The following is a 19,786-nucleotide window of genomic DNA, read 5'->3' as shown; positions in this document are numbered from 1 at the left end:
CGAACAAATAAGCGTCCCCCGGCCGCTTATTTCGACGAAATCGTCGGACGCGAGGCAAATAAGCGGCCGTCAGCCGCCTATTTGCCACGTTTGCTGCTGGAATGGGGTGGATTCAGCGGAATAAGCGGCCTACGGCCGCTTATTTGACGCAAATCGCGCGATTCGACACACATAAGCGGCCCACGGCCGCTTATTCGCCGCCCGCGCCCCCACGTCCCTCACGCCCCTCACGCCCCTCACGCCCCTCACGCCCCTCACGCCCCTCACGCCCCTCACGCCTCCCCCACCCGCCTCCCTGAGATGCCAATTTGTCCTATCACCTTCTGCGCGATAACTGGTATAGTCAATGCACCATCCTTTGCGCTGACTGGAGGAGGACACCTGTATGGCAATGTTGCGATTCGACGACGCCGGGGATTTTCTCGAACGATGCGAGTCCTTTCTGGCTCCGCGCGATCCCGAGACCAACTTGATTCTTTCCAACGCGTACCGCATGCGTTCCACGCTGCCAGTCCACCAGCAACCTGGCTATTTCGGCGCCGTGATCGACGACGATGGCGGCACCGTGAAGATGGCTGCCATCATGGGCTACGGCTTGCCGCTCTGCGTGTATGGGACGGATGACGTGACTGCTCAGATGGTTCGGGCGCTGGTGATCGATCTCGGCGCGTGGCAGCGCGAAATGCGCTCGGTGCCGGTGACGGCGAGTGGTTCGATGGCGTGGCCGGAAGTCGAGATCGATCCGGTTCGCGGCCGCATCTCCAAGCTGGTTGCCCCGCAGGAATTGGCCGACTTGTTCGCGGACGTTTGGCTCCACGAGACTGGGCAGGCGTTGGTGAAGGACATGCACATGCGGCTCTATCGGCTGACGGAGGTCCGGGATCGGGGAACGGCCATGGGGCGTTTGTTTCGAGCCCAACCGGAAGACGTGCTGAGCGTGGGGCGTTTCCTTCATGCGATGGAGGCGGAGGCGCTCCACGGTGCGTTGACCTTGGAGACGGCGATGCAAGCGGCCGAACGGCTGGTGAACGAGGGCAGGGCGTTTCTCTGGAAGGTCGATGGCCGTGCCGTGTCGATGGCGTGCAAGACGCGACCCACGCAGGACGGCGTCGTGATCAACTGCGTCTATACGCCGCCAACCCACCGTTCTCGGGGGTACGCGACAGCCTGTGTGGCCGCCTTGAGCCAGACCTTGCTCGACGAGGGCTACGCCTTTTGTTCTCTTTTCACCGATCTCGAGAATCCAACATCGAACAAAATCTACATGAACATCGGTTACGAGCCCATCCGCGATTACCAGGAATACAACTTCCCAGAGTGAAAGAAATGGGCCCGCGGGGGCCCATTTCTTTCAAAATCGATATCCATTGATGTCGGCTGTCGGCGACAGACGTTGGCTTACGAAATCACGCGTCGCGCGCCGTAATAATGCGAGACGTAGTAGGAATTGCCGAACACGTTGTTGACGATCACGACGCCCTCGTCATTGTTTGCCGACGACGCTTCAATCATCGAGCCGTTGCCGATATAGATACCGACGTGGGTGACTTGATTCGCGTATTCGCTTGCGTAGGAATCCGTGTCGCTGAAGAACAGTAGATCGCCTGGCTGCAGGGCCGACTCCGCGACAGGTGTGCCAACGGTGGCTTGATCGTGCGACTCACGCGGCAGGGTGATGCCGAAGTGTCCATACACGTATTCGACAAAGCCTGAGCAATCGAACCCGGTTGAAGGCGAATCGCCGCCCCAAACGTAGGGAGTGCCAATGAATTGCTTGGCGTAGCTGATGATGTTCTGAGCGGTCGCGGCTGTCGACGCAGTGCTCGAAGCGCTGGTGCTTGAAGCGTCGGTGTTCGAAGTCGAGGATGCACTGACAGGAATGAAGATGTGTTGACCGACGAGCAAATTCGTGTAGTTCGTGATTTGTGGATTCGCGCTTTCCAATGCGCTTAAGGAGACGTTGTTCGCGACTGCGATTTTGTATAGCGTATCCCCAGATTCAACCGTGTAAAGCGATGGAAGATACAATGTCTCTCCTGGATAGATGTTCGTAGGGTTTGCGATTTGCGGATTCGAAGCTTCCAGAGCAGCCAGCGAGACGCCTTCGGCGGAAGCAATCTTGTAGAGTGTGTCGCCTGACTGAACGGTGTAGCTTGTGGACGCTGCAAATGTAACGCCTATACCTGTCGCTGCGAGGGTAACTAATGATGCGGCCATCGTGATGATTCCTCGTTTCACGGGTCGACTCTCCTTCGTAGTGAGATGTTGTGTAATTCGGGTCGACACGCGATTGCACCTTTATGTAAATTGAACCATTAAAAAAGCAGATCGGGAGATTATACCCAATCTGCTCAATGGACTGTTGCGTTGATGCGGCGATCCGGACTCAGAAGCTGGCCAAGCGGCTGCGAATGTGATCGTCCGCAAGCCAGGCGCGCATGGACGAAGCCAGGTTCGGATCTTCCAGCCCGAAAGCGAGATTTGCCTTCAACCAGCCTTCCAAATTGCCGATATCGTGGCGGATGCCTTGAAACTGGTACGCGTCGACGAGGTTGAGGGCCGCAAGGCGTTCGATGGCGTCGGTCAATTGCAGTTCTCCGCCGTGGCCGACTGGCGTGTCCTCGAGCGCGTCAAAGATGGTCGGTGGAAGCACGTATCGCCCCAGCACCGCGAGATTGGACGGTGCCTCCGCTTCGGACGGCTTTTCGATGATGCGATGGACGGGGAGCGGGACATTCGTCGCTGCTGTGCCCTTCACGGGTTCAATGACGCCGTACTTGGACACGTCTTTCGTCGGAACTGGCTGGATGCCGAGCAACGCGCGATCCGTGTCCTGGTATTGCGACAGCAACTGCCGCGTCACCGGCTCGTCGGCCTGAATGATATCGTCTCCGAGGAGTACGGCAAACGGCTCGTTGCCGACAAACGACTTTGCGCACAAGATGGCGTGCCCCAGCCCGAGCGGCGTCTTTTGGCGCGTGTAGTGGATATCGACGAGATCGGAAATGGCCTGCACTTCCGTCAGCATCGTCGACTTGCGGCTTTGCTCGAGATGAAGTTCCAATTCCGGCGAACGGTCAAAGTGATCTTCAATCGCCTTTTTCGCCCGCCCGGTGATAATCAAGATTTCTTCGATCCCGGAATACACCGCTTCCTCAACGATGTACTGAATGCAGGGTTTATTTAAAACGGGAAGCATTTCTTTCGGCACGGCCTTGGTTGCTGGCAGCATCCGCGTGCCGAAGCCTGCGGCTGGAATGACCGCCTTCCGTACTTTCATGTCTTTCACTCCTGACGATGATCGGCAATCAGGTGCCTGTCCTTCATATTTTACCCATAGTTTCACCGATACGCCAGGGCTTGGTAAGGAATTCCTTTGTTATGCGGATTTTGGTCCGTGTTTGGGCTGCGGCAGGGCAAATGGAGTTGTCGAAATGTCGTCGTTCCGGCATACCGTGGCGTGATGGTCATTGTCCGTGAGTGAGGTGGGGATTGCGCGTGGGCAAGAAGCCCGAAATGGGGAAGTGGCTGCTGTATCAGTTCTTCTACAGAAACAAGGATATTCGTCCGTATCTGCCAGAGACCAGAAAGTACTCGCACGCGGCGTTTCGCGACATGTTGAACCGGTACCGCTCGCTGTACGTCAAACCGGTAGCTGGCAGCCAGGGCAAGGGAATTATCAAAGTCTGGCGCAGTGCCAACGGACGCTACTCGGTGAAGAAGACCACGCTGGCGGCGAACACATTCACCCGCGTGGACGAAGTCATTCGCAGGATCGACGCGCTGCGTGGCGGTAAGATGTACATCGTGCAGCGGGGCATCGATTTGGCGAAAGTTCACGGCAGGCCCATGGACATACGCGTCATGATGCAGCGGGAAAAGCCTGGCGGCAGGTGGCTGTATTCCGGCATGCTGGCCAAAGTGGCAGGCCCAGGAAGCGTTGTCACCAATACCGCGTTGAGCCGCGGCACGGTGATGGATGTGCCGCCGGCGTTGACGAAGGCGTTGGGGTGGTCGAGGGAGCGTGCGGATCGCGTCGCGAAACGCCTTGAGTCCCTAGGTTTTGTGTGGGCACGCCACTTTGATACGTATCAGTTGTATCGGGAGTTGGGGTTTGACGTCGCCGTCGATACGAGTGGGCGGATCTGGCTGTTGGAACAGAATACGGCCCCAAGCCATGCGCTGTTCAAGCGAAACAAGGCAAACTTGGCGGCCTATCGGCGGATCCAGTACCGCTGGGGCGCGTTTGAGCGGGCCAGGCGCAATCAAGCGCGAGAGAAGGGGAAGGCGAAAGGCCGGGTGAAGAGCAAAGGAACGACTGTGCCGCGATTGTAGACGGCTTCGTCCAAACGAATCAATGCGTTGGCATGAACCAAACCGGTGACGCTGCCTGACGATTGTTTGGCTTGCGGCTGCACGGCGAGTTCCACGCCGTCGAAGGCGGCTACGGATCGGAGCAGGCGAACGTGCTTCACGGGTTTGAGACGCACATCCTCGCGCAAGCGCGCGGCGAATGGGAACGGTTCGACGTGCGCGTGACCAAGCGAGCGCAAAATGGCAGGCAGCACGAGCGCATGAAATTGCACGAAGCACGCCGCGGGATTTCCCGACATGGCGAACACCGTGGTTCGATGGACGCGCCTAGCCACAAACGGTGCGCCAGGGCGAATCCAGATGCGAGAGAGCGCGATAGGCTCGATCCCGTCGAGCGCGGCGATGGACCGGTGCGCAAAGTCGGTGTCGCCAACAGACGCGCCGCCTGTGAGGAGCACGTAGTCGACGGAGCCAATCCAGCGTGCCACGGCATCGCGAATGGCAGCGTAATCGTCTGGGACATACTCGACGCTGACGACGGTGGCCCCTGCGGCCTCCACGCCGGATCGCAAGAACGCTTCGCTGGCGCCGAATACCTTGCCAATCGGCAGATTTTCGGTGTGTCGCGCAATCAGTTCACTGCCTGTACAGACGATGGCGATTCGGCACGGCCGAAACACTTCAATCAACCGTACGCCCGAGGCTCGCATGACAGCACGGCTCTGCCCGTCGATCACGTCTCCGCGCCGCACGATGACATCGCCCCGTCGGGCATCTTCGCCTGCTCGCTGCACGGATTCGCCGTCGCGGACGCGCTGCAGCATTCGAATCGATTCCGGGGTGCCTGCAGCCGTGGAAGGACTGCCGACTGGCTCGACCCACTCCTGTCGAACGACGGCGGCCGTGCCGGGCGGAACGGGCGCACCCGTCCGCACCCGCACCGTTTCGCCGGAACGAATGGACATTGCCCGAGCCTCGCCCGCTGCCGTGGAACCGATCACGCGCAGCGCTCCCGTGGCCGCGAGATCGTCGCGGTGAATGGCGTATCCGTCCATCATGGCCCGATCAAACGTCGGCAGTTCCAGTTGTGAATGAATATCCGCCGCGGCCACGCGATGGCTCGTCGCGTCCGCTTCCCAGATATCGATCACTTCTCGCTCTGGAGCGACTGCAAGTTGCGCCACAATGGCTGTGGCTTCGTCAAACGTGACAATGTCCATGTTCGATTCCTTCCAAATTCCGTCGATGACTGGTTTGCACGACTCGCTTCAGCGACTCGCTTCGGCGGTCCTTACTTCAGCACGCCCTCGATCTCGTCGAGAATCTCCTGCGGCAATGAAACGCCTGACGCCTTCGCGTTTTCCACGACTTGTTCCGGACGGCTTGCACCGACCAACGCGCTCGCCACGTTCGGCAGGCGCAGGGTCCACGCGATAGCGAGTTGGGCCAGACTGATGCCCACCTTTTTCGCGATGGCTTCGAGTCGTTCGACTTTGTCGAGGACTTCGTCGTTCGCGTTCATAAACTTGTTGACGCCAGGGGTCGCCAAGCGCGATCCGGCAGGCGCTGCCTGACCTTTGCGATACTTGCCTGTGAGAATGCCTTGCGCGAGCGGCGAAAAGACGACTTGTCCGATGCCGGCCTCTTCGCAAATGGGGACGACGGCATCTTCAATGTAGCGCGTAAACATGTTGTAGATGGGCTGACTCGCGGCGAATTTGTGCAAGCGCAATTCGCGTTGCAGTTGAACGCCTTGGGCGATTTTGTCCGCCGGCCATTCGCTCAGGCCCGCGTAGAGAACCTTGCCTTGGGTGATCAGATCGTCGATGGCCCTTAGCGTTTCTTCCAAATCGGTATCGGGATCGAAACGATGGAAATAGAAGATGTCGACATAATCCACGCCGAGCGCCTTCAGGCTGAGTTCGGCTTGCTCGATGATATGCTTGCGGCTCAAGCCGCGATCATTCGGGCCGTCGCCGACCGGCCAGAACGCCTTGGTCGTAATGACGTAGCTTTGGCGCGCGTACGGTTTCAACGCTTCTTTCATGACTTCCTCCGCCGCGTGCGGACGGGAGCCATAGACGTTGGCGCAATCGAAGTGATTGATGCCGAGATCGTAAGCTTGCTTGACGCATGCGATTGCTTGTTCGCGTTCGGTCACGGTGCCGTATGTAAGCCAACTTCCAAGCGCGATTTCCGAAACCTTGAGTCCACTCTTGCCGAGTCTGCGATATTGCATGGTTGTCCACCTCCGTCGTTCATTGTATCGTGTCGGGAATCGCGTTCGCAATTTTGCGTCGACTTTTGCTCCAAAACTTGTCTGTGATAAGCTGTGTGTACGAACGGCCGCTGTAAGCGGTCATTGTGAGGTGTAACGAATGGCAGCAAAGCAATACGATAAAGCGCCAGACTTTCAACTGGCCGAAGGCAGCCGTTATGAGGCTATCGTACATACGGACAAGGGCGAATTCACCATCGAGCTGTTGGCGAACAAAGCGCCCTTAACCGTCAACAACTTCGTCTTTCTCGCGCGTGAAGGATACTATGATGGCGTGATTTTTCATCGGGTCATCAAGGAATTCATGATTCAAGGCGGCGATCCGACGGGGACAGGGCGAGGCGGCCCAGGCTACCGTTTCCGCGACGAGTTGCCGCCTGCGCTGGAGTACGAGCCTGGTGTCGTCGCCATGGCTAACGCGGGCCCAAATACCAACGGATCGCAATTTTTCATCTGTACCGGCGACATGAGCCGCAATCTCAACCGATCGCCGTACTATTCCGTGTTCGGCAAGGTGACCGCAGGGATGGACACCGTCCAGGCCATCGCGGCGATTCCGGTTCGCCGAGGCGCTTCTGGAGAGCAGAGCGAGCCTGTCGATCCGGTCCATATCGAGCGCGTGGAGATCGTCGAGTACAGCGCGTAACCGCACCTAACCGGATACCCAAATGCGGCTCGGATTTCCTATTCGTCCAGGCCATTCACGCACACGTTGCGTAATCTACTACAAACGTGTGAGGAGGCGGATGGACATGGCAAATATCCGAGCACTGGCACAGCAGCATATTGGGCGTCCGGTGATCGTGCACTCCGCGTACGGCGTGCATCGGGGCATTCTGCATCACGTGGATCATAACGGAATGTATCTTCAATTGCATCGCGGGGGAACGCGGCCGGCGTCCGGATCGACCGAAGTGAACGCTCAGATCTTGTCGAACGCGTCCGGCGATGTCGACGCACAAGAGGTATTCTGGCCGTTGTTCTTTATCCCGTGGCTGGCAGCTTGGGCTCTCTATCCCTGGTGGGGGCCGTATTGGTGGTAATGTCCGAGAGGGAATGGCGTTTGGCTGGCGGCCGCCGGCTGGCGCGTTCCCGTCGCCGGCTGCTGAGTATATCGTTCGGCGACGGTTGAGAGGTTGTGTGATGTGTGCGTTGAAGGAGGACAAGCCATGTCAGGTCGAGTTGCGTTTGTCACATCTGCAGGAAAGGGCCTTGGCCACGCCATGGTGCTTTCCCTTGCCCGCTCAGGGTGGAATGTCGCGTTTACATACGGCGCCAGTCGGGAGGAAGCGTTGGCGCTCGAACAGCGGGTCCGTGGACTCGGCGTGAAAGGGCTCGCCATCGCCTGCGATTTGTTTGATCGCGATTCGGTCATGGCCGCCCTCTCCGCCGCAAAGCGTGAATTCTCCCACGTGGACGCCTTGGTTCACAACTTCGGACCGTTCGTATTCGAACGAAAGCCGCTCGCCGAATACGACGACGAGATGTGGCAGCGAATGATGCACGGCAATCTCACCAACTTCTTCTGGCTGTATCGCGGCGTGATCGACGACATGCGATCCCGCTCGTTCGGCCGGCTCGTCACCGTCGGTTACGACGGAGCTGGAGAAGCCCGGGGCTGGCGCTACAGAGCGGCGTATGCGGCCGCGAAAGCGGGACTCGCCGCGCTGACGCGCTCCATCGCGCGGGAAGAGCGGACGTATGGAATCACGGCAAACATGGTCTGTCCTGGAGATATTCGCGGAGAAGACAAAATGAGCATGTTTGATGACGTCGAAGGCGTTTACACGGAGGAAGGTCTGCGACCGCCCGTGGGTGAAGACGTCGCACGCATCGTCAATCTGTTCTTGCAGGAGGAAAGCCAGGAATTGAACGGCACCGTCATCGAAGTGACGGGCGCGAGGGAAATCGTGGCGAAAGACTCCTTGCCAAATCCGAAGTCGACTTCGCGAAAATGAGGGCTTGCGGCGTGATCGGCGACCGCATCGATAGGGTGCGATTGCACAGGATGCAAGTTCACAACGGGTCAGCGATCTTGTTCTTCATCGGCTCTTGCCCGCTCGCGCAGTGTCCGCCGGAAATTGGACGATATGCGCCAGGTCAAGTAGATCGCGAATACGAAGGCCAAAATAAAGTAAAGCAAACTGTCCCGCATACGCGAGATTCCTCCATTCGAGCGCAGGCGCGTCAACCTTGCGGCAACGCACCTGCGGCTGATCGTCATTGCACGGTTATTTTCCCAACTTTGGTTTCCAAATATACGGACAGCCCGTTCACTTCGTCGCCCATCTGTCCCCGCTCGAAGGTGCAGTGGTTTTTCCGGTCGTCGCGATCATAGAGCACAGTCAACGATGGATGCACAACCTGGACATTCCCGTTGATCGTCTTCGCCGTACCCTGAATCGGAATCGAACTCGGCAGGCCGTTGACGTGAATGGCACCGTTTCGCGATGTCGCAAACAGGTCGCGCGCCTCGTCGCAAAGCGCGTTGAACAGGTGGATGGAGCCGTTCTGGGTGGTCAAGCGCATGGTCACGCATTTGGTGTGATCCAGGCGAAGTTGGCCGTTGACCGTGTCGAGCGACAGCTCCTGAACCTCGATGTGATCTGCAAATGTGGCGCCGTTTCGCGATTTTACCGTCACAGTGCGCATCGAATCGGGCAGATAGACGTCTATCCGCGACGATCCGATCTTGGCGCGCTCCGTGTTCGTGCGCAATTCCAAAATCGCCTGCCCGTCGACGGCGCTTGTCACCACGGCCGCCTGCAATTCCTCTTTCGCGCGGTGCGGTTCTTCGACGCGAACATCGGCGTGGACGTAGACGCGGACAAACGGCTGCGTCCAGTGTTCCAGGCGCACTCTGGCATTGGTGGTGGTTACGTGCAGCGTGTCGATCCCGGCGGGAAACTCATGCTCCACGGACGCGTTCACCGTTTCGCCAAAGGTCAGGTTGCTGAGATTGACTTCAAGACCGCGGCGAAGTTCGCTTAAGCCTTGCATCAACGCGCTCGACATTTGCGTTCCAAGCGATTTGAGTTCGTCGGTCGCCCTGTCCCACGCCATCTTCGAATCATTCTTCGGCGACTGCTTGTTGTCCAGCGCGTCCAACAGCATGTCCGCCTGTTCAGGCGTCAATTTGCCTTCCGCCACCAATTGGAGAATTTTCATCCGCTCTTCCATAGTTTCATCCCTTTCTGATAGCTTCCAGCGTCTCTTCGAACGTCAGTTCGCCGTCTTCAAACTTCCGTATCCAGTCCGAGGCCCGATTGTCTGACGAAACGGGCTGCACCTCATGGCCCAACTGTTCGATCACCTCGTCCAATCTGGATCGGACCGTCGGATAGGAGATGCCCAGCTCTCGCTCGACTTCCCGGATATTCCCCCGGCAACGCAGGAATACTTCGACGAATTCGAGTTGCGGCGGGGTCATATGAAACAGCGGACTCGGGGCAAAGCGGCCCTGAACTTTTGTGTCACAGTCCGGACACGTCAGCTCCGTGACCATCATCGGAGCGGAGCACGACGGACAAACGGTCGGCAACTTTCTATTCATGAAGGTCACTCCTTCAATTTGTATATGTGTACATTAACATATTGAATATGCGATCGAAAGCGGCGATTGTGCCGATTCGACAAAAAATCTTCCCTTGTCAAGACTCGCTTTGTGCCATAATAGGGGCGAGGAGGAGTATTCGTGGAGGTAGCAACCGTAGGAGTCGTAGGAGCGGGAACGATGGGCCGCGGCATTGCCCAAGTATTCGCAGTGGCTGGGTACCATGTGATTCTTTACGATGTGGATGAATCCATCGTCGACGAGGCAATGTTTCACATTGGCCAGCGGCTGGCCGCGCGGGCGAGAAACGCGCGGTTAGCCCATGAAGAAAGTGAGAAAGCGTTGAAGCGGATTCGCGTCGCGGGGGATTTGTCCCTGCTCAAAGACAGCGATTTGGTGATAGAAGCTGTACCGGAGGACATGGCGTTGAAAAAGCAGGTGCTCGCCCAGCTTGAAGCCATCTGCGGCGAACGCACCATCTTCGCGACGGGCACATCTGGATTCTCCGTGACGGAACTCGCGCGGGCGACGAAATTCCCGGAACGGGTGATTGGCCTGCACTTTTTCCATCCTGTACCGGTCATGCAACTGGTGGAAGTCATTCGGGGTGCGCAAACGGATCAAGAGACGTTCGAGACCGCGATGGGGATTGTCGAAGAAATTGGGAAGACAGCGATTGCGGTTCAGGATTCTCCCTTGTTTGTCGTCAATCGAATTTTGGTCCCGATGTTGAACGAGGCGATTTTCGTCCTGCAGGACGGCTTGGCGAGCAAGTACGACATCGATGCGGGGATGAAACTCGGGGCAAACCATCCAGTGGGTCCCTTGGCGTTGGCCGACATGGTCGGTCTCGATACGCTGCTTGCGGTGTCCGAGTCTCTCCTGGCGGAGACGGGCGATACGAAGTACCGACCGCCTCTCTTGCTGCGGCAGATGGTTCGGGCAGGGAAGCTGGGACGCAAGTCCGGTGAAGGTTTCTATACATATCGCGACGGTGTGTCGGACGCGCCGTGATTCACTGAGCGGCCTTCCAAGCCTGGAAGGCTTCGTTCATGATTGCCGCCGATTCATGCAGTTGGCGCAACTCTTCCTCCAATAATTCCACTTCGACAATCCGCTCGATTCCGCGGTTGGACAGTCTGACGGGAAGTCCAATGAAGACGTCCGGATGGAGACCGTACGCGCCGTCGCTCTTCGCGGACACGGGCAGCAGGCGCGCGATTGGGGAAGTCAAGGCGTGGATCATCGTCACGACCGCATGGGCCGGCGTGACGGCCGCGCCGTGCGTTTGGAACTTCTCCAGGATTTTGCCGCCGCCGTAACGGGTTTGAATGACGGACGCTTCCCAATCTTCCTCGGTCAAGAATTCATCCGCCGGAACTCCGTGGATGGTTGTGAATCGACGGATGGGCAGCATGTGATCTCCATGGCCGCCGAGCACCATCGCCCGAATGTCGTTCTGGCTGATGCCTGTCACGTTTGAGATCGCCGTCACCAGACGAGCGCTGTCCAAAATGCCGCCCTGTCCCATGACGCGATGGGCCGGAAATCCGGTCTCTTCCCACATCACACGCGTCAGGATATCCGCTGGATTGGTCAGGACAACGACGAATGCGTCGCTCGCGAATTGCTTGATGGCCCTCGCAATCTCCTGCATGATGCCGCCGTTCACCGAAATCAACTCTTCACGGGCCAGTCCCGGCTTCCGGCCAATCCCGGCCGTCACCACGACAATGTCCGATCCCGCCGCCATTTGAACGTCATCCCCGCCCAGGACTCGTCCATCGCGTCCGGCAATCGCGCCAGCCTGCCCGATGTCGAGCGCCTTGCCTTCAGCCAGTGCGCGTTGCGTATCGATGAGGACGACCTCTCCAAAGTTGTCGAGGGCGAGCAGTTCAGCGATTGCTCCGCCCGTTCCGCCCGCGCCGAAAATCGTCACTTTTGTCCTGTTCGCCACCTTGCCCACTCCTTGATCGGTATGGAACCTCTGCGAACATCGTACGGGCAGGTGGCGCAAAAAGTGATCAAATCGGGCGGATGGGCAGGATCGGCTATTGGGGCAGGATCAGTCGGTTGGATCGCAGCCCCTTCGGGTACAGGTTGTTCAGTCTGCCCGGGACCCCCTTGGCGAAACCGAGTCCGTGTCCATCGAAACTGACGTGGACGTATCCTTTGAGTCCTGCCGCATTGTCGAGCGCGCTGCCCGACAAGTATGCCAACGCTTCGGCCCCGTCGCAGACGTACGCATGGCGAAAGTGTGACGGCGACAGGTGTTTTGCGAGCGCGTGATGAGGGACAAGGCGGTCCTTGCTCTCGATCACGGCCACCGGCACGCCGGGCCGCAGCACGCGCAGCCCTTTGTTGGCGAGCGGGCCGAGCAGGTCCGCGTACGCAATCTCGCCCTGGACGAGCGGTTTCGCGAGATGCGGTGGGACATCCACGAGCAAATCGCGCAGCCACTTCGTCCACTCGCTCTCGTGGATCTGCAGGACGGCTTCCTTACGCGAGCTTCGCGCCCCACGCGCGGCCCCGGCGGAACGGGTGCGACCCGCCGGCTCGTCTTTCAGGGCCGAAGTCAGCTTGAGACGCGCCACAAAATGGCCTTCGCCGCGCGCCTGATGGGGCCAAAGGCGCCGTGCGCCGGAGAGATCGATCCCTTCGTCCGCCCAATCGCTGCGAGCAGGGCTCCAGCCCGGCCAATCAGGCAGTGTTTCCAGTTCCAGCGGGAACGTCTTCAACATCCAGGCGACGATGCCTTCGTTTTCCTCCGGATTGAACGTGCATGTGGAGTAGATGATGCGGCCGCCTGGTTTGAGCATCTGGACGGCGGAGTGCACGATCTCGCGTTGGCGCTCGGCGCAGCTTCGCGGAGCGTCTGCCGTCCAGGCCGCGATGGCCTCTGGATCCTTGCGAAACATCCCTTCCCCGGAACAGGGCGCATCGACGAGGATGGCGTCGAATTGACCAGGCCACGCGTCGGCGAGCCGCTGCGGCTGTTCGTTGACAATGGCGGCCGACACGCCCATGCGCTCCACGTTTTCAGCCAGGGCCAGCACCCGCGTGGGGTGGATCTCGTTGGCCACCAGCACACCGCCGCCGCGCCTGTCGAGCAAGGCGCCGAGCGCGGTCGTCTTGCCGCCTGGCGCGGCGCAGAGATCCAGCACGCGTTCTCCCGCGGCTGGCTGCACTGCCAGCGCGACAGCCATCGCCGATGGTTCCTGCAAGTAATATGCGCCGGCTTCGTGCAGCGGGTGTTTGCCTAGCTGCGAGTCGTGATCGATATAAAAGGCGTTCGCCGCCCAAGGCACCGGATCGCCGAGCAAACCGCGAAGACTATCAGGAATGCGTTCGACAGACGTCGTTTGCGCCGAAGCTTCGCCAAACGTCCGCAGTCGCATTCCACGCACGGCAGGTCTCTCGAAGCTCTCGAAAAACGCCTCCGCTTCGTCCTGGAGCCATTTGCGCATGGTTTCGACGAACGCGGCGGGCAAGCGGGGTGAACCGCTCCTTGTGCCGGAAACGCGGGGGCTCTGCGTCATCCAACCACACCTCTTTTCACGGGGATTTTCCATTGCGATCACGCCAGCGTGTCGGTATAGTGAGACGGAAACCGCTTGAATCTACGAGCGGAACTTGCGAAAACTAGATTCCCAATACCGAGAGGTGACGCATATGCTCACACAACCGAGCAAGACGCTGGTAACAGTGCCAAATCCACATCCGAACCGGGTGTACACGGTCGAAATGGACTGCGCGGAATTTACGACGCTGTGTCCGATGACCGGGCAGCCGGATTTTGCGACCATTTATATCCAGTACCAGCCCGCGGACAAACTCGTCGAGTTGAAATCGCTCAAGCTGTACCTGTGGAGTTTCCGCAACGAGGCGAACTACCACGAGGACTGCGTCAACCGCATCCTGAACGATTTTGTGGAAGCGAGCGAACCGCGCTACGCAAAGGTCGTAGGCGATTTTACCATTCGCGGCGGCATTCACACAAAGGTCACGGTGGAGTACACCCGCTGACGCGTTTCGGGCATCCTGCCGTAGACGGATGCACAGTCAACTCCCTTTCGCTCACATATACTGTTCTGGGCTTGTGAGCGAGGTGTGTGGACTGATGGACTCCGTGACTTGGATTGGCATCGCGACATCGGTAAAGCCGAAATTACGAACGATCGCTGGAGGCAAGCGGGTCCGCCGACCCGCCCAGCAGTACGTCCGAATCACCCAGGCGGCGGCAAAACAGTATGGCGCTCGGGTGTGCTTGTTTGACCCGCATTCGGTGGATTGGAACAACGGCACAATCGACGCCTGGACACCGCAAGATCCTCAACATCCCGAGCGCGATTGGGTCAATCGCAGCGTTCGTCTCCCTGATGTGATTTATGAAAATGTGTTTGTGCATCTCGCTGTACAAGGCTATGTCAGCGAACTCCGACGACAGGCAGCGAAGCGAAACATTCCTCTATATAATCCAATCCTTCCTGGAAAGTGGCGGATGATCTCCGTTCTGAAGGCGGCCGGACTGGCCGATTACACGCCGACAACGGAGCGTCTGAGCAGCGCGGCGCAGGTTCGAGATCGACTGCGAAAGTGGGGCACCATCTACGTCAAACCGATTGGCGGCTACGGCGGTTTGAATGTCCACCGCATCGAGCGCCAGCCGGACGGCACGTATCGAATGAGTGTGGACCGAACCAAATCGGCCACGCGCCACAAACGCACCATCATGACCGCGGAGGAACTCGACAAGTGGACCCATGCGCATCGAAGCGGATATTTGTTGCAGCGCGGGCTGCATCTGATGACAGTCGGTGGACGCAAAGTGGATTTTCGAGTCGTTCTCCATCGCGATCGCCACGGCGAATGGCAACTCGTCGGCATCGTCCCGAAATTGGCGGCGACGGATGGCGTTGTGACCAACGTGATCGCAGGCGGTGAACGCAGCGATGTGAAGGCGTTTGAGCAGGCCGCGGCGCGAGAGGGCAAGCAGGTGCCGTGGGCCGCGCTCGAAAGGCGGGCCAAGGAGATCGCGGCCGTCTTGTCGAAGCGGCACCCGTCCGTCGGGTTGGTCGGGTTTGACATGGGCGTGGAGGACGATGGCACGATCTCGATGATCGAGATGAATCCCAAGCCCGCCCGCTCTCTCCTGAATCGACCGATGCTAGAAAGATTGGCGGAGTACACGGCGGGGTTCGCGGTGTATCTGGCGAAGCGAAAGCGGTGACGGCGGGCCCTGGGGATGGGGGAAGCAGGGGGAAATTGCAGCCTTGCGACGGATCGGCCGCTTCAGGTGTCGGCGCAACCAGATGCGTGCCCGATCCCGCCGCGATCATACGCCCGAAACGCTTGACACCAAGGGAGAATCACGACACTCCTTGAATAAACCACTGAGGCATATTCGTTTTCATATGCGGAATCAGGAATCCAACAGCCTATGTCGAACCTACGATGTTCCCAGCAATGTGGTAGGGCCCAGATACTATCGAGAGGTCTCTCGAAATTCTTGTCGAAATTTGGGGAATCACCACGTGTGATGGACGTGAAACTTAGCACGCATGATGGGGAGGGTGGCACGGACGGGCATGGGCTGGCGCCACTGGTTCAAGGTTCACCCGCTATGAGCGCGTACTTCAAATTTAAGAGCGTAGTGCGCATAAAATACACATGATTAGCCCATCGCCGAAAATGGTGATGTAGAGACCATAAAGACTTGTAGAAGTTCCGGTTATCACATCTAATGCCATTCATTACAGTCATCAACAGCGACGTCACTGGATATGCGTCTCGTGGGTATCGTCACGATCAAATTTTGGTATCATGTGTGCATCCAGCACCATCAGAAACACGCCGATGCCAGTAGAAGTTGAGCGACTGTACATGATTCCTCGGTGTTTAGGTAACGGTAAACTGAAGAAAGCAACATACATAGGAGGGGGAGTATTGGTTAGGTTATATCCAGTGATTTTACCTGTTTCATACATTGAGCAAGCGTCCAGTTTTTATGCGTCCATCTTTGATATACCTGTTTCAAGGGTTTCTTCGGGTAGGCATTACTTTAACTGTGGCGGCACAATTTTAGCTTGCTTTGACCCGAAAGCTGACGGTGATTCCTTCACCCTACCATCTAATCCTGACCCTGTTTATTTTGCGGTCCCTAGTCCAGAATACACGTATGAACGTGTGAAGAAGACTGGATGTCCAGTCGATGGAAGTATTGAAACTCAACCTTGGGGAGAACAGTGTTTCTATACCAAAGACCCATTTGGAAACCCTATCTGCTTTGCAGACCAGAAAACCCTGTTTTTGGGATGAAGGTGCATGAATAACCTCCGCTTCTGTCGCAAGTTGAGGCTTTTATGTCATAATGTTCTGTCATTTTTGAATAGAAGAAACAAACAAGCAAATACATCTGGCTGGAGGAAGTAATATTGCCAAAGTGGGTTGGAGCGGCAGGGTGTTGTATTAACGGCGACGGTAAGTTGTTGATGGTGAAAGGAAAAGATGACGATATATGGTCAGTTCCTTCTGGTGGACAGGAACTAAATGAGTCACTCCAAGAATGCTGTGTTCGGGAAGTATGGGAAGAGACAGGCTACAAGGTCGAAGTTGTGCGTCACCTCACTACAAAAAAGGAAACATGGGGAGAATGGGACGCGGAAGTACACTACTTTTTGGTTAGACTCATTGGAGGGTCAAAACAGTTTCAGGATCCTGATGACCTCATCGGCGACATAGACTGGGTATCCCGAACGGACATTGGGCAACTCCAATTGCAGTATCCAGAAGACTATAACCTACTGATGGGGCTACTGGAATTTTCATCTTTCATTTAAAAATGTCTGCATATTTACACCTCGGTAATCGAAGCTGTTTCTGTCGCTTTTGGAGCAGTTTAACAGAATATGAAAACCATAAGTGACTAATGCGTTCGCCATCTTGGCGTAATATCTGCGTAATTTTCGGGTTGCCATAAGTCTGCGGGATTTCATGAACCCTAGAACGGTACGCGATCCTTTCGACGAAGACGCTTGGTGCAGTGGTGCGTTCGTGCTGATGCGCAACCGAACCTACATGGCGAGGTGGACATACACTTAGACGAGCACGCCTGCAGGCGGGCACCTAAGGTGGCCTCTTTTATCTTTCCAAAGACCAACAAAGTGCGTACAACGTCCGTGTCGATCCCAACCGACAATGGCACCCGGAATTTCACCGCCCAATCATCCGAGCGGCAACAGGCAGCAGCGTTTGCGAAGTGACAGAATGAAATGTCCACGCCGTAAGAGACTGATAGACATACCCGATGGGTACATCTATCAGTCCATAACTAGGGTCAACCAATTTTTGTATTGTGAGCATGCCTGGGGCGTATTACACGCACTATGAACGGCGACAGGATTGCTGCAAGAGCAATGAAGCATAAATTTAAAATTATGGGAAGAACATGATTTACTTGAAAGAGAGAACCGGCTATCCACCCGGCGGGAGTACTTATGAGGAGGATTACGGCAAATATAAAGCTGTTTATACGTGCTCGCTCCTCACCAGGAACAACGACTGACATCATTGATTCGGTCAAAGGACCTAACAGTGCCACGGAAAAAGACTCGAAAATCGCCGAGAGAAACACTATACATAAGAGGTTAGTTCGCAGCGGTTCTTCGAGTAGTAACACGATTAACCCTGCCGCATGGAGTCCGAGTCCTACAAAAAGTGGATATCGGACTGACCGAATGTTCATGCGTGGAACCACGAACATGTAAGCCACAAGCGTAGCGAGAGAACCCGCCAACGGAAAAACAGAAAGCATCGAATTGCTCACGTGGTACGTCTTGGTAACGAATAGCGGCCAAAACGTTACCTGTACGGTGCTGAAGCTGTTCAGCAGAGCCATTAGAATCACGCACAACAACAAACGTGGTTTGCGCATTTCGGAAATAAATACGCCCCAAGTGCTGAAGGTCAGAGTTAAGATTGATGTGTTTTTACATTCCTGTATACGCCGGTTGCCAGTCGAACTCTCATATGACATGTAATACTGCAATAAAAACTTTATCGTCATCATCGCCATGGAAAAGATGTAGATCGCTCGCATGGTCGGCACCAGTGTGAATTTGTCAATGAAGATACCGGCTATAGGCGAAATGAAGCCAGCTACTAATCCTGTTAGATTAATCAACGCCCAGATATTCACAAGGTTATCTGTATCGCTGTCTTCAACAATCATGCACGTAAAACAGTTTCCCGTGACCTGCCACATACTATTGAACACAACCGCTGCCATGAAATACGTGTAACTATGTGCTATCGCCCAAAGCAGACAGGGGATAGTCCAACTTAGCACCCCGAAGACAAGCATCATCTTACGTCTGCCGTATTTATCGGTGATTGCCCCGGACAACAATCCCCAAACGAGTTGCATGGCCAGGCCGACACTTACCGTTGTACCAATCTGTTCCCCATTTAATCCGATGGCCACCATGTAAACGGATATGAACGGTGCGAACAGGTTGTTGGGAACAGACCATAAGGGTTCGGTAACGACCAGGGCACGCTGGTTTCCTTTGAGAGCCCGCAAAGTTTTCCATAGCGGGTGGGAATATTCCATTCTGTATGTCTCCTTTATTTTTTAGTCGCATCAACTCCTTCCAGGAAAAAATGGCCCGTGCAATTCTTGTGTTTGACGCAGGCTTCAATCCACATATCATACTCCGATCTGACCTGAAATCTGAGGCTTAGTTACACTGTAACACGAATCATTTTTTCAAATCACCCGTGATGATTTGCAAAACGCCTCTTGCGTACTCCGCCGCTGTATTGGGCTGGCCCGGCCTAGTCAAGCCATCCATCGATTTTCGCGCTTATGGAGCACAAGAATCATGGCTCAATTTTTGGCCGCCGTTTCATGGGTCGTTTTAAACATGTTCAAAACACGATGAAATTCAGCCGAATTTGTGCCTCCCGTCAATCTGAATTCCAATCCTCGCTGTTGATCCTTCCATGTGGAAACGGGGCCAACGACATTGGATGGGAACGCAATTTGATTATTCTTGTTTGTAAGCGGAGCTTCAGTGACTTCGATAGATTGCCGATAGGGATTGTGTTTCGGTTCAAAGGACAGCTCGACAAATTGTGTGGTTCCCTTGCTCGTCGTGACAACATTGCCAATTGCGGATTCCAACCTGTATGTCGAATACAGCGAACTTGGGATAAACGGTTGGAAGTGTATGTTTTTCAGGGCATTCTGATAACCCATTGCAGATATGCTGACCCCGTTCACCGGTGCCGCCTGAGTCATGCTTTCGAGGTACTTCAGAAGCGTGCTTTGCGAAATATTGCCTCCTGGTGTTTCGGCGATCGCGTAAACGACATGATTCCTAACAAACCCTACTGCCTGAACAAACGGGGGTTTCGTTGGATTGGTAGCGTAATAGGTTTGCTGGTTTACCTCGGCAAACTTCATCCACGTGACGCGCTGTTTCACGATCGGCTGATACGTCGTGATCGACTGCCCATATGCTTCATACACCGTGATCGAGGGAGGCAGCGTGACGCGTCCTGAGGCAGGAACGCCGGGATTCGTATACGATGCCATATAGGCGTCGAAGTGTGCTTTGCCATTCGTGGATGTCATATAG

21 protein-coding genes are annotated in these 19,786 nt (G+C 56.3%); 10 read left to right on the top strand and 11 right to left on the bottom strand.

The features are described from left to right. The first annotated feature begins 385 nt into the window (after nucleotides 1-385). Nucleotides 386-1,321 carry a GNAT family N-acetyltransferase gene (locus AAC01S_RS15295; protein WP_067624344.1) on the top strand — a complete coding sequence of 312 codons (936 nt, stop codon included), beginning with the start codon at nucleotides 386-388 and terminating at the stop codon, nucleotides 1,319-1,321. 77 nt (nucleotides 1,322-1,398) lie between these two features. On the opposite strand, the gene AAC01S_RS15290 is transcribed toward AAC01S_RS15295, so the two are convergent. Both AAC01S_RS15290 and galU read right to left on the bottom strand, forming a co-directional pair. Next, nucleotides 1,399-2,238, bottom strand: a complete 840-nt coding sequence (locus AAC01S_RS15290) for an NlpC/P60 family protein (protein ID WP_245630246.1) — start codon at nucleotides 2,236-2,238, stop codon at nucleotides 1,399-1,401. A 148-nt stretch (nucleotides 2,239-2,386) separates the two neighbouring features. Further along, nucleotides 2,387-3,280: a UTP--glucose-1-phosphate uridylyltransferase GalU gene (galU, locus tag AAC01S_RS15285; protein WP_067624342.1), complete on the bottom strand. Its 894-nt coding sequence runs from the start codon at nucleotides 3,278-3,280 to the stop codon at nucleotides 2,387-2,389. Between the two features lie 218 nt (nucleotides 3,281-3,498). Here galU and AAC01S_RS15280 point away from each other — a divergent pair, with 218 nt between their 5' ends. Beyond that, the gene (locus AAC01S_RS15280; protein ID WP_067624339.1) at nucleotides 3,499-4,335 is read left to right on the top strand and encodes a YheC/YheD family protein; all 837 of its coding nucleotides are present in this window, start codon (nucleotides 3,499-3,501) and stop codon (nucleotides 4,333-4,335) included. Here the strand turns inward: AAC01S_RS15280 and AAC01S_RS15275 are convergent. Both AAC01S_RS15275 and AAC01S_RS15270 read right to left on the bottom strand, forming a co-directional pair. Continuing rightward, on the bottom strand, nucleotides 4,266-5,534 hold the full coding sequence (locus tag AAC01S_RS15275; RefSeq protein WP_067624336.1) for a molybdopterin molybdotransferase MoeA: 1,269 nt from the start codon (nucleotides 5,532-5,534) through the stop codon (nucleotides 4,266-4,268). The two genes, AAC01S_RS15280 and AAC01S_RS15275, sit on opposite strands and share 70 nt — an antisense overlap. 71 nt (nucleotides 5,535-5,605) lie before the next feature. Next, entirely contained in the window at nucleotides 5,606-6,553 is a 948-nt protein-coding gene (locus AAC01S_RS15270) for an aldo/keto reductase family protein (RefSeq protein ID WP_067624333.1), read from the bottom strand. Between the two features lie 139 nt (nucleotides 6,554-6,692). On the opposite strand from AAC01S_RS15270, the gene AAC01S_RS15265 reads away from it, so the two are divergent. The 3 genes from AAC01S_RS15265 to AAC01S_RS15255 all read left to right on the top strand — a co-directional run bounded on the left by AAC01S_RS15265 (nucleotide 6,693) and on the right by AAC01S_RS15255 (nucleotide 8,550). Beyond that, nucleotides 6,693-7,238, top strand: coding sequence for a peptidylprolyl isomerase (locus AAC01S_RS15265; protein ID WP_067624330.1), 546 nt, complete (start codon nucleotides 6,693-6,695; stop codon nucleotides 7,236-7,238). Nucleotides 7,239-7,344: 106 nt separating this feature from the next. After that, the gene (locus tag AAC01S_RS15260) at nucleotides 7,345-7,635 is read left to right on the top strand and encodes a hypothetical protein (protein WP_067624327.1); all 291 of its coding nucleotides are present in this window, start codon (nucleotides 7,345-7,347) and stop codon (nucleotides 7,633-7,635) included. A 126-nt stretch (nucleotides 7,636-7,761) separates the two neighbouring features. Further along, complete coding sequence (locus tag AAC01S_RS15255) at nucleotides 7,762-8,550, top strand: SDR family NAD(P)-dependent oxidoreductase (RefSeq protein ID WP_067624324.1); 789 nt, start codon at nucleotides 7,762-7,764, stop codon at nucleotides 8,548-8,550. A 68-nt stretch (nucleotides 8,551-8,618) separates the two neighbouring features. Here the strand turns inward: AAC01S_RS15255 and AAC01S_RS20120 are convergent, their stop codons facing one another. The 3 genes from AAC01S_RS20120 to AAC01S_RS15245 form a co-directional block, all read right to left on the bottom strand. Continuing rightward, on the bottom strand, nucleotides 8,619-8,747 hold the full coding sequence (locus AAC01S_RS20120) for a hypothetical protein (RefSeq protein WP_281178143.1): 129 nt from the start codon (nucleotides 8,745-8,747) through the stop codon (nucleotides 8,619-8,621). Nucleotides 8,748-8,812: 65 nt separating this feature from the next. Beyond that, nucleotides 8,813-9,772, bottom strand: coding sequence for an SHOCT-like domain-containing protein (locus AAC01S_RS15250; RefSeq protein ID WP_067624321.1), 960 nt, complete (start codon nucleotides 9,770-9,772; stop codon nucleotides 8,813-8,815). 4 nt (nucleotides 9,773-9,776) lie between these two features. Beyond that, nucleotides 9,777-10,145 (bottom strand): DUF2089 domain-containing protein, encoded by a 369-nt coding sequence (locus tag AAC01S_RS15245; RefSeq protein ID WP_067624318.1) that lies wholly within the window; start codon nucleotides 10,143-10,145, stop codon nucleotides 9,777-9,779. 141 nt (nucleotides 10,146-10,286) lie between these two features. On the opposite strand from AAC01S_RS15245, the gene AAC01S_RS15240 reads away from it, so the two are divergent. Then, complete coding sequence (locus tag AAC01S_RS15240; protein ID WP_083511856.1) at nucleotides 10,287-11,159, top strand: 3-hydroxyacyl-CoA dehydrogenase family protein; 873 nt, start codon at nucleotides 10,287-10,289, stop codon at nucleotides 11,157-11,159. 1 nt (nucleotide 11,160) lies between these two features. On the opposite strand, the gene AAC01S_RS15235 is transcribed toward AAC01S_RS15240, so the two are convergent. Continuing rightward, the gene (locus tag AAC01S_RS15235; protein WP_067624312.1) at nucleotides 11,161-12,102 is read right to left on the bottom strand and encodes a malate dehydrogenase; all 942 of its coding nucleotides are present in this window, start codon (nucleotides 12,100-12,102) and stop codon (nucleotides 11,161-11,163) included. A 94-nt stretch (nucleotides 12,103-12,196) separates the two neighbouring features. Then, nucleotides 12,197-13,684: an NOL1/NOP2/sun family putative RNA methylase gene (locus AAC01S_RS15230; RefSeq protein WP_067624309.1), complete on the bottom strand. Its 1,488-nt coding sequence runs from the start codon at nucleotides 13,682-13,684 to the stop codon at nucleotides 12,197-12,199. Nucleotides 13,685-13,817: 133 nt separating this feature from the next. On the opposite strand from AAC01S_RS15230, the gene queF reads away from it, so the two are divergent. The 4 genes from queF (at nucleotide 13,818) to AAC01S_RS15215 (ending at nucleotide 16,984) form a co-directional block, all read left to right on the top strand. Next, nucleotides 13,818-14,171, top strand: coding sequence for a preQ(1) synthase (gene queF, locus AAC01S_RS15225; RefSeq protein ID WP_067624306.1), 354 nt, complete (start codon nucleotides 13,818-13,820; stop codon nucleotides 14,169-14,171). A 94-nt stretch (nucleotides 14,172-14,265) separates the two neighbouring features. Further along, complete coding sequence (locus tag AAC01S_RS15220; RefSeq protein ID WP_067624303.1) at nucleotides 14,266-15,375, top strand: YheC/YheD family endospore coat-associated protein; 1,110 nt, start codon at nucleotides 14,266-14,268, stop codon at nucleotides 15,373-15,375. 716 nt (nucleotides 15,376-16,091) lie between these two features. After that, on the top strand, nucleotides 16,092-16,463 hold the full coding sequence (locus AAC01S_RS18945; RefSeq protein ID WP_169794066.1) for a VOC family protein: 372 nt from the start codon (nucleotides 16,092-16,094) through the stop codon (nucleotides 16,461-16,463). A gap of 116 nt (nucleotides 16,464-16,579) precedes the next feature. After that, a complete protein-coding gene (locus AAC01S_RS15215; protein WP_067624300.1) occupies nucleotides 16,580-16,984 on the top strand; it encodes an NUDIX hydrolase in 405 nt (134 codons plus the stop codon). A 497-nt stretch (nucleotides 16,985-17,481) separates the two neighbouring features. Here AAC01S_RS15215 and AAC01S_RS15210 read toward each other — a convergent pair whose 3' ends face one another. Continuing rightward, nucleotides 17,482-18,756 (bottom strand): MFS transporter, encoded by a 1,275-nt coding sequence (locus AAC01S_RS15210; RefSeq protein WP_067624297.1) that lies wholly within the window; start codon nucleotides 18,754-18,756, stop codon nucleotides 17,482-17,484. A gap of 276 nt (nucleotides 18,757-19,032) precedes the next feature. Further along, a partial coding sequence (locus tag AAC01S_RS19600) for a hypothetical protein (RefSeq protein ID WP_169794065.1) occupies nucleotides 19,033-19,786 on the bottom strand: 754 nt, incomplete at its 5' end.

Origin of the sequence: Alicyclobacillus acidiphilus NBRC 100859 (genome assembly GCF_001544355.1) — a bacterium.
In the GTDB taxonomy this organism is placed as follows: domain Bacteria; phylum Bacillota; class Bacilli; order Alicyclobacillales; family Alicyclobacillaceae; genus Alicyclobacillus; species Alicyclobacillus acidiphilus.
This window is presented reverse-complemented; position numbering and strand designations above follow the sequence as displayed.

Bases quoted from the DNA above. Each gene is read 5' to 3' on its own strand.
- AAC01S_RS15295 (WP_067624344.1), top strand. From the start codon at position 386: ATGGCAATGTTGCGATTCGACGACGCCGGGGATTTTCTCGAACGATGC.
- galU (WP_067624342.1), bottom strand. From the start codon at position 3,280: ATGAAAGTACGGAAGGCGGTCATTCCAGCCGCAGGCTTCGGCACGCGG.
- AAC01S_RS15275 (WP_067624336.1), bottom strand. From the start codon at position 5,534: ATGGACATTGTCACGTTTGACGAAGCCACAGCCATTGTGGCGCAACTT.
- AAC01S_RS15270 (WP_067624333.1), bottom strand. From the start codon at position 6,553: ATGCAATATCGCAGACTCGGCAAGAGTGGACTCAAGGTTTCGGAAATC.
- AAC01S_RS15265 (WP_067624330.1), top strand. From the start codon at position 6,693: ATGGCAGCAAAGCAATACGATAAAGCGCCAGACTTTCAACTGGCCGAA.
- AAC01S_RS15260 (WP_067624327.1), top strand. From the start codon at position 7,345: ATGGCAAATATCCGAGCACTGGCACAGCAGCATATTGGGCGTCCGGTG.
- AAC01S_RS15255 (WP_067624324.1), top strand. From the start codon at position 7,762: ATGTCAGGTCGAGTTGCGTTTGTCACATCTGCAGGAAAGGGCCTTGGC.
- AAC01S_RS20120 (WP_281178143.1), bottom strand. From the start codon at position 8,747: ATGCGGGACAGTTTGCTTTACTTTATTTTGGCCTTCGTATTCGCGATC.
- AAC01S_RS15250 (WP_067624321.1), bottom strand. From the start codon at position 9,772: ATGGAAGAGCGGATGAAAATTCTCCAATTGGTGGCGGAAGGCAAATTG.
- AAC01S_RS15245 (WP_067624318.1), bottom strand. From the start codon at position 10,145: ATGAATAGAAAGTTGCCGACCGTTTGTCCGTCGTGCTCCGCTCCGATG.
- AAC01S_RS15230 (WP_067624309.1), bottom strand. From the start codon at position 13,684: ATGACGCAGAGCCCCCGCGTTTCCGGCACAAGGAGCGGTTCACCCCGC.
- queF (WP_067624306.1), top strand. From the start codon at position 13,818: ATGCTCACACAACCGAGCAAGACGCTGGTAACAGTGCCAAATCCACAT.
- AAC01S_RS15220 (WP_067624303.1), top strand. From the start codon at position 14,266: ATGGACTCCGTGACTTGGATTGGCATCGCGACATCGGTAAAGCCGAAA.
- AAC01S_RS15210 (WP_067624297.1), bottom strand. From the start codon at position 18,756: ATGGAATATTCCCACCCGCTATGGAAAACTTTGCGGGCTCTCAAAGGA.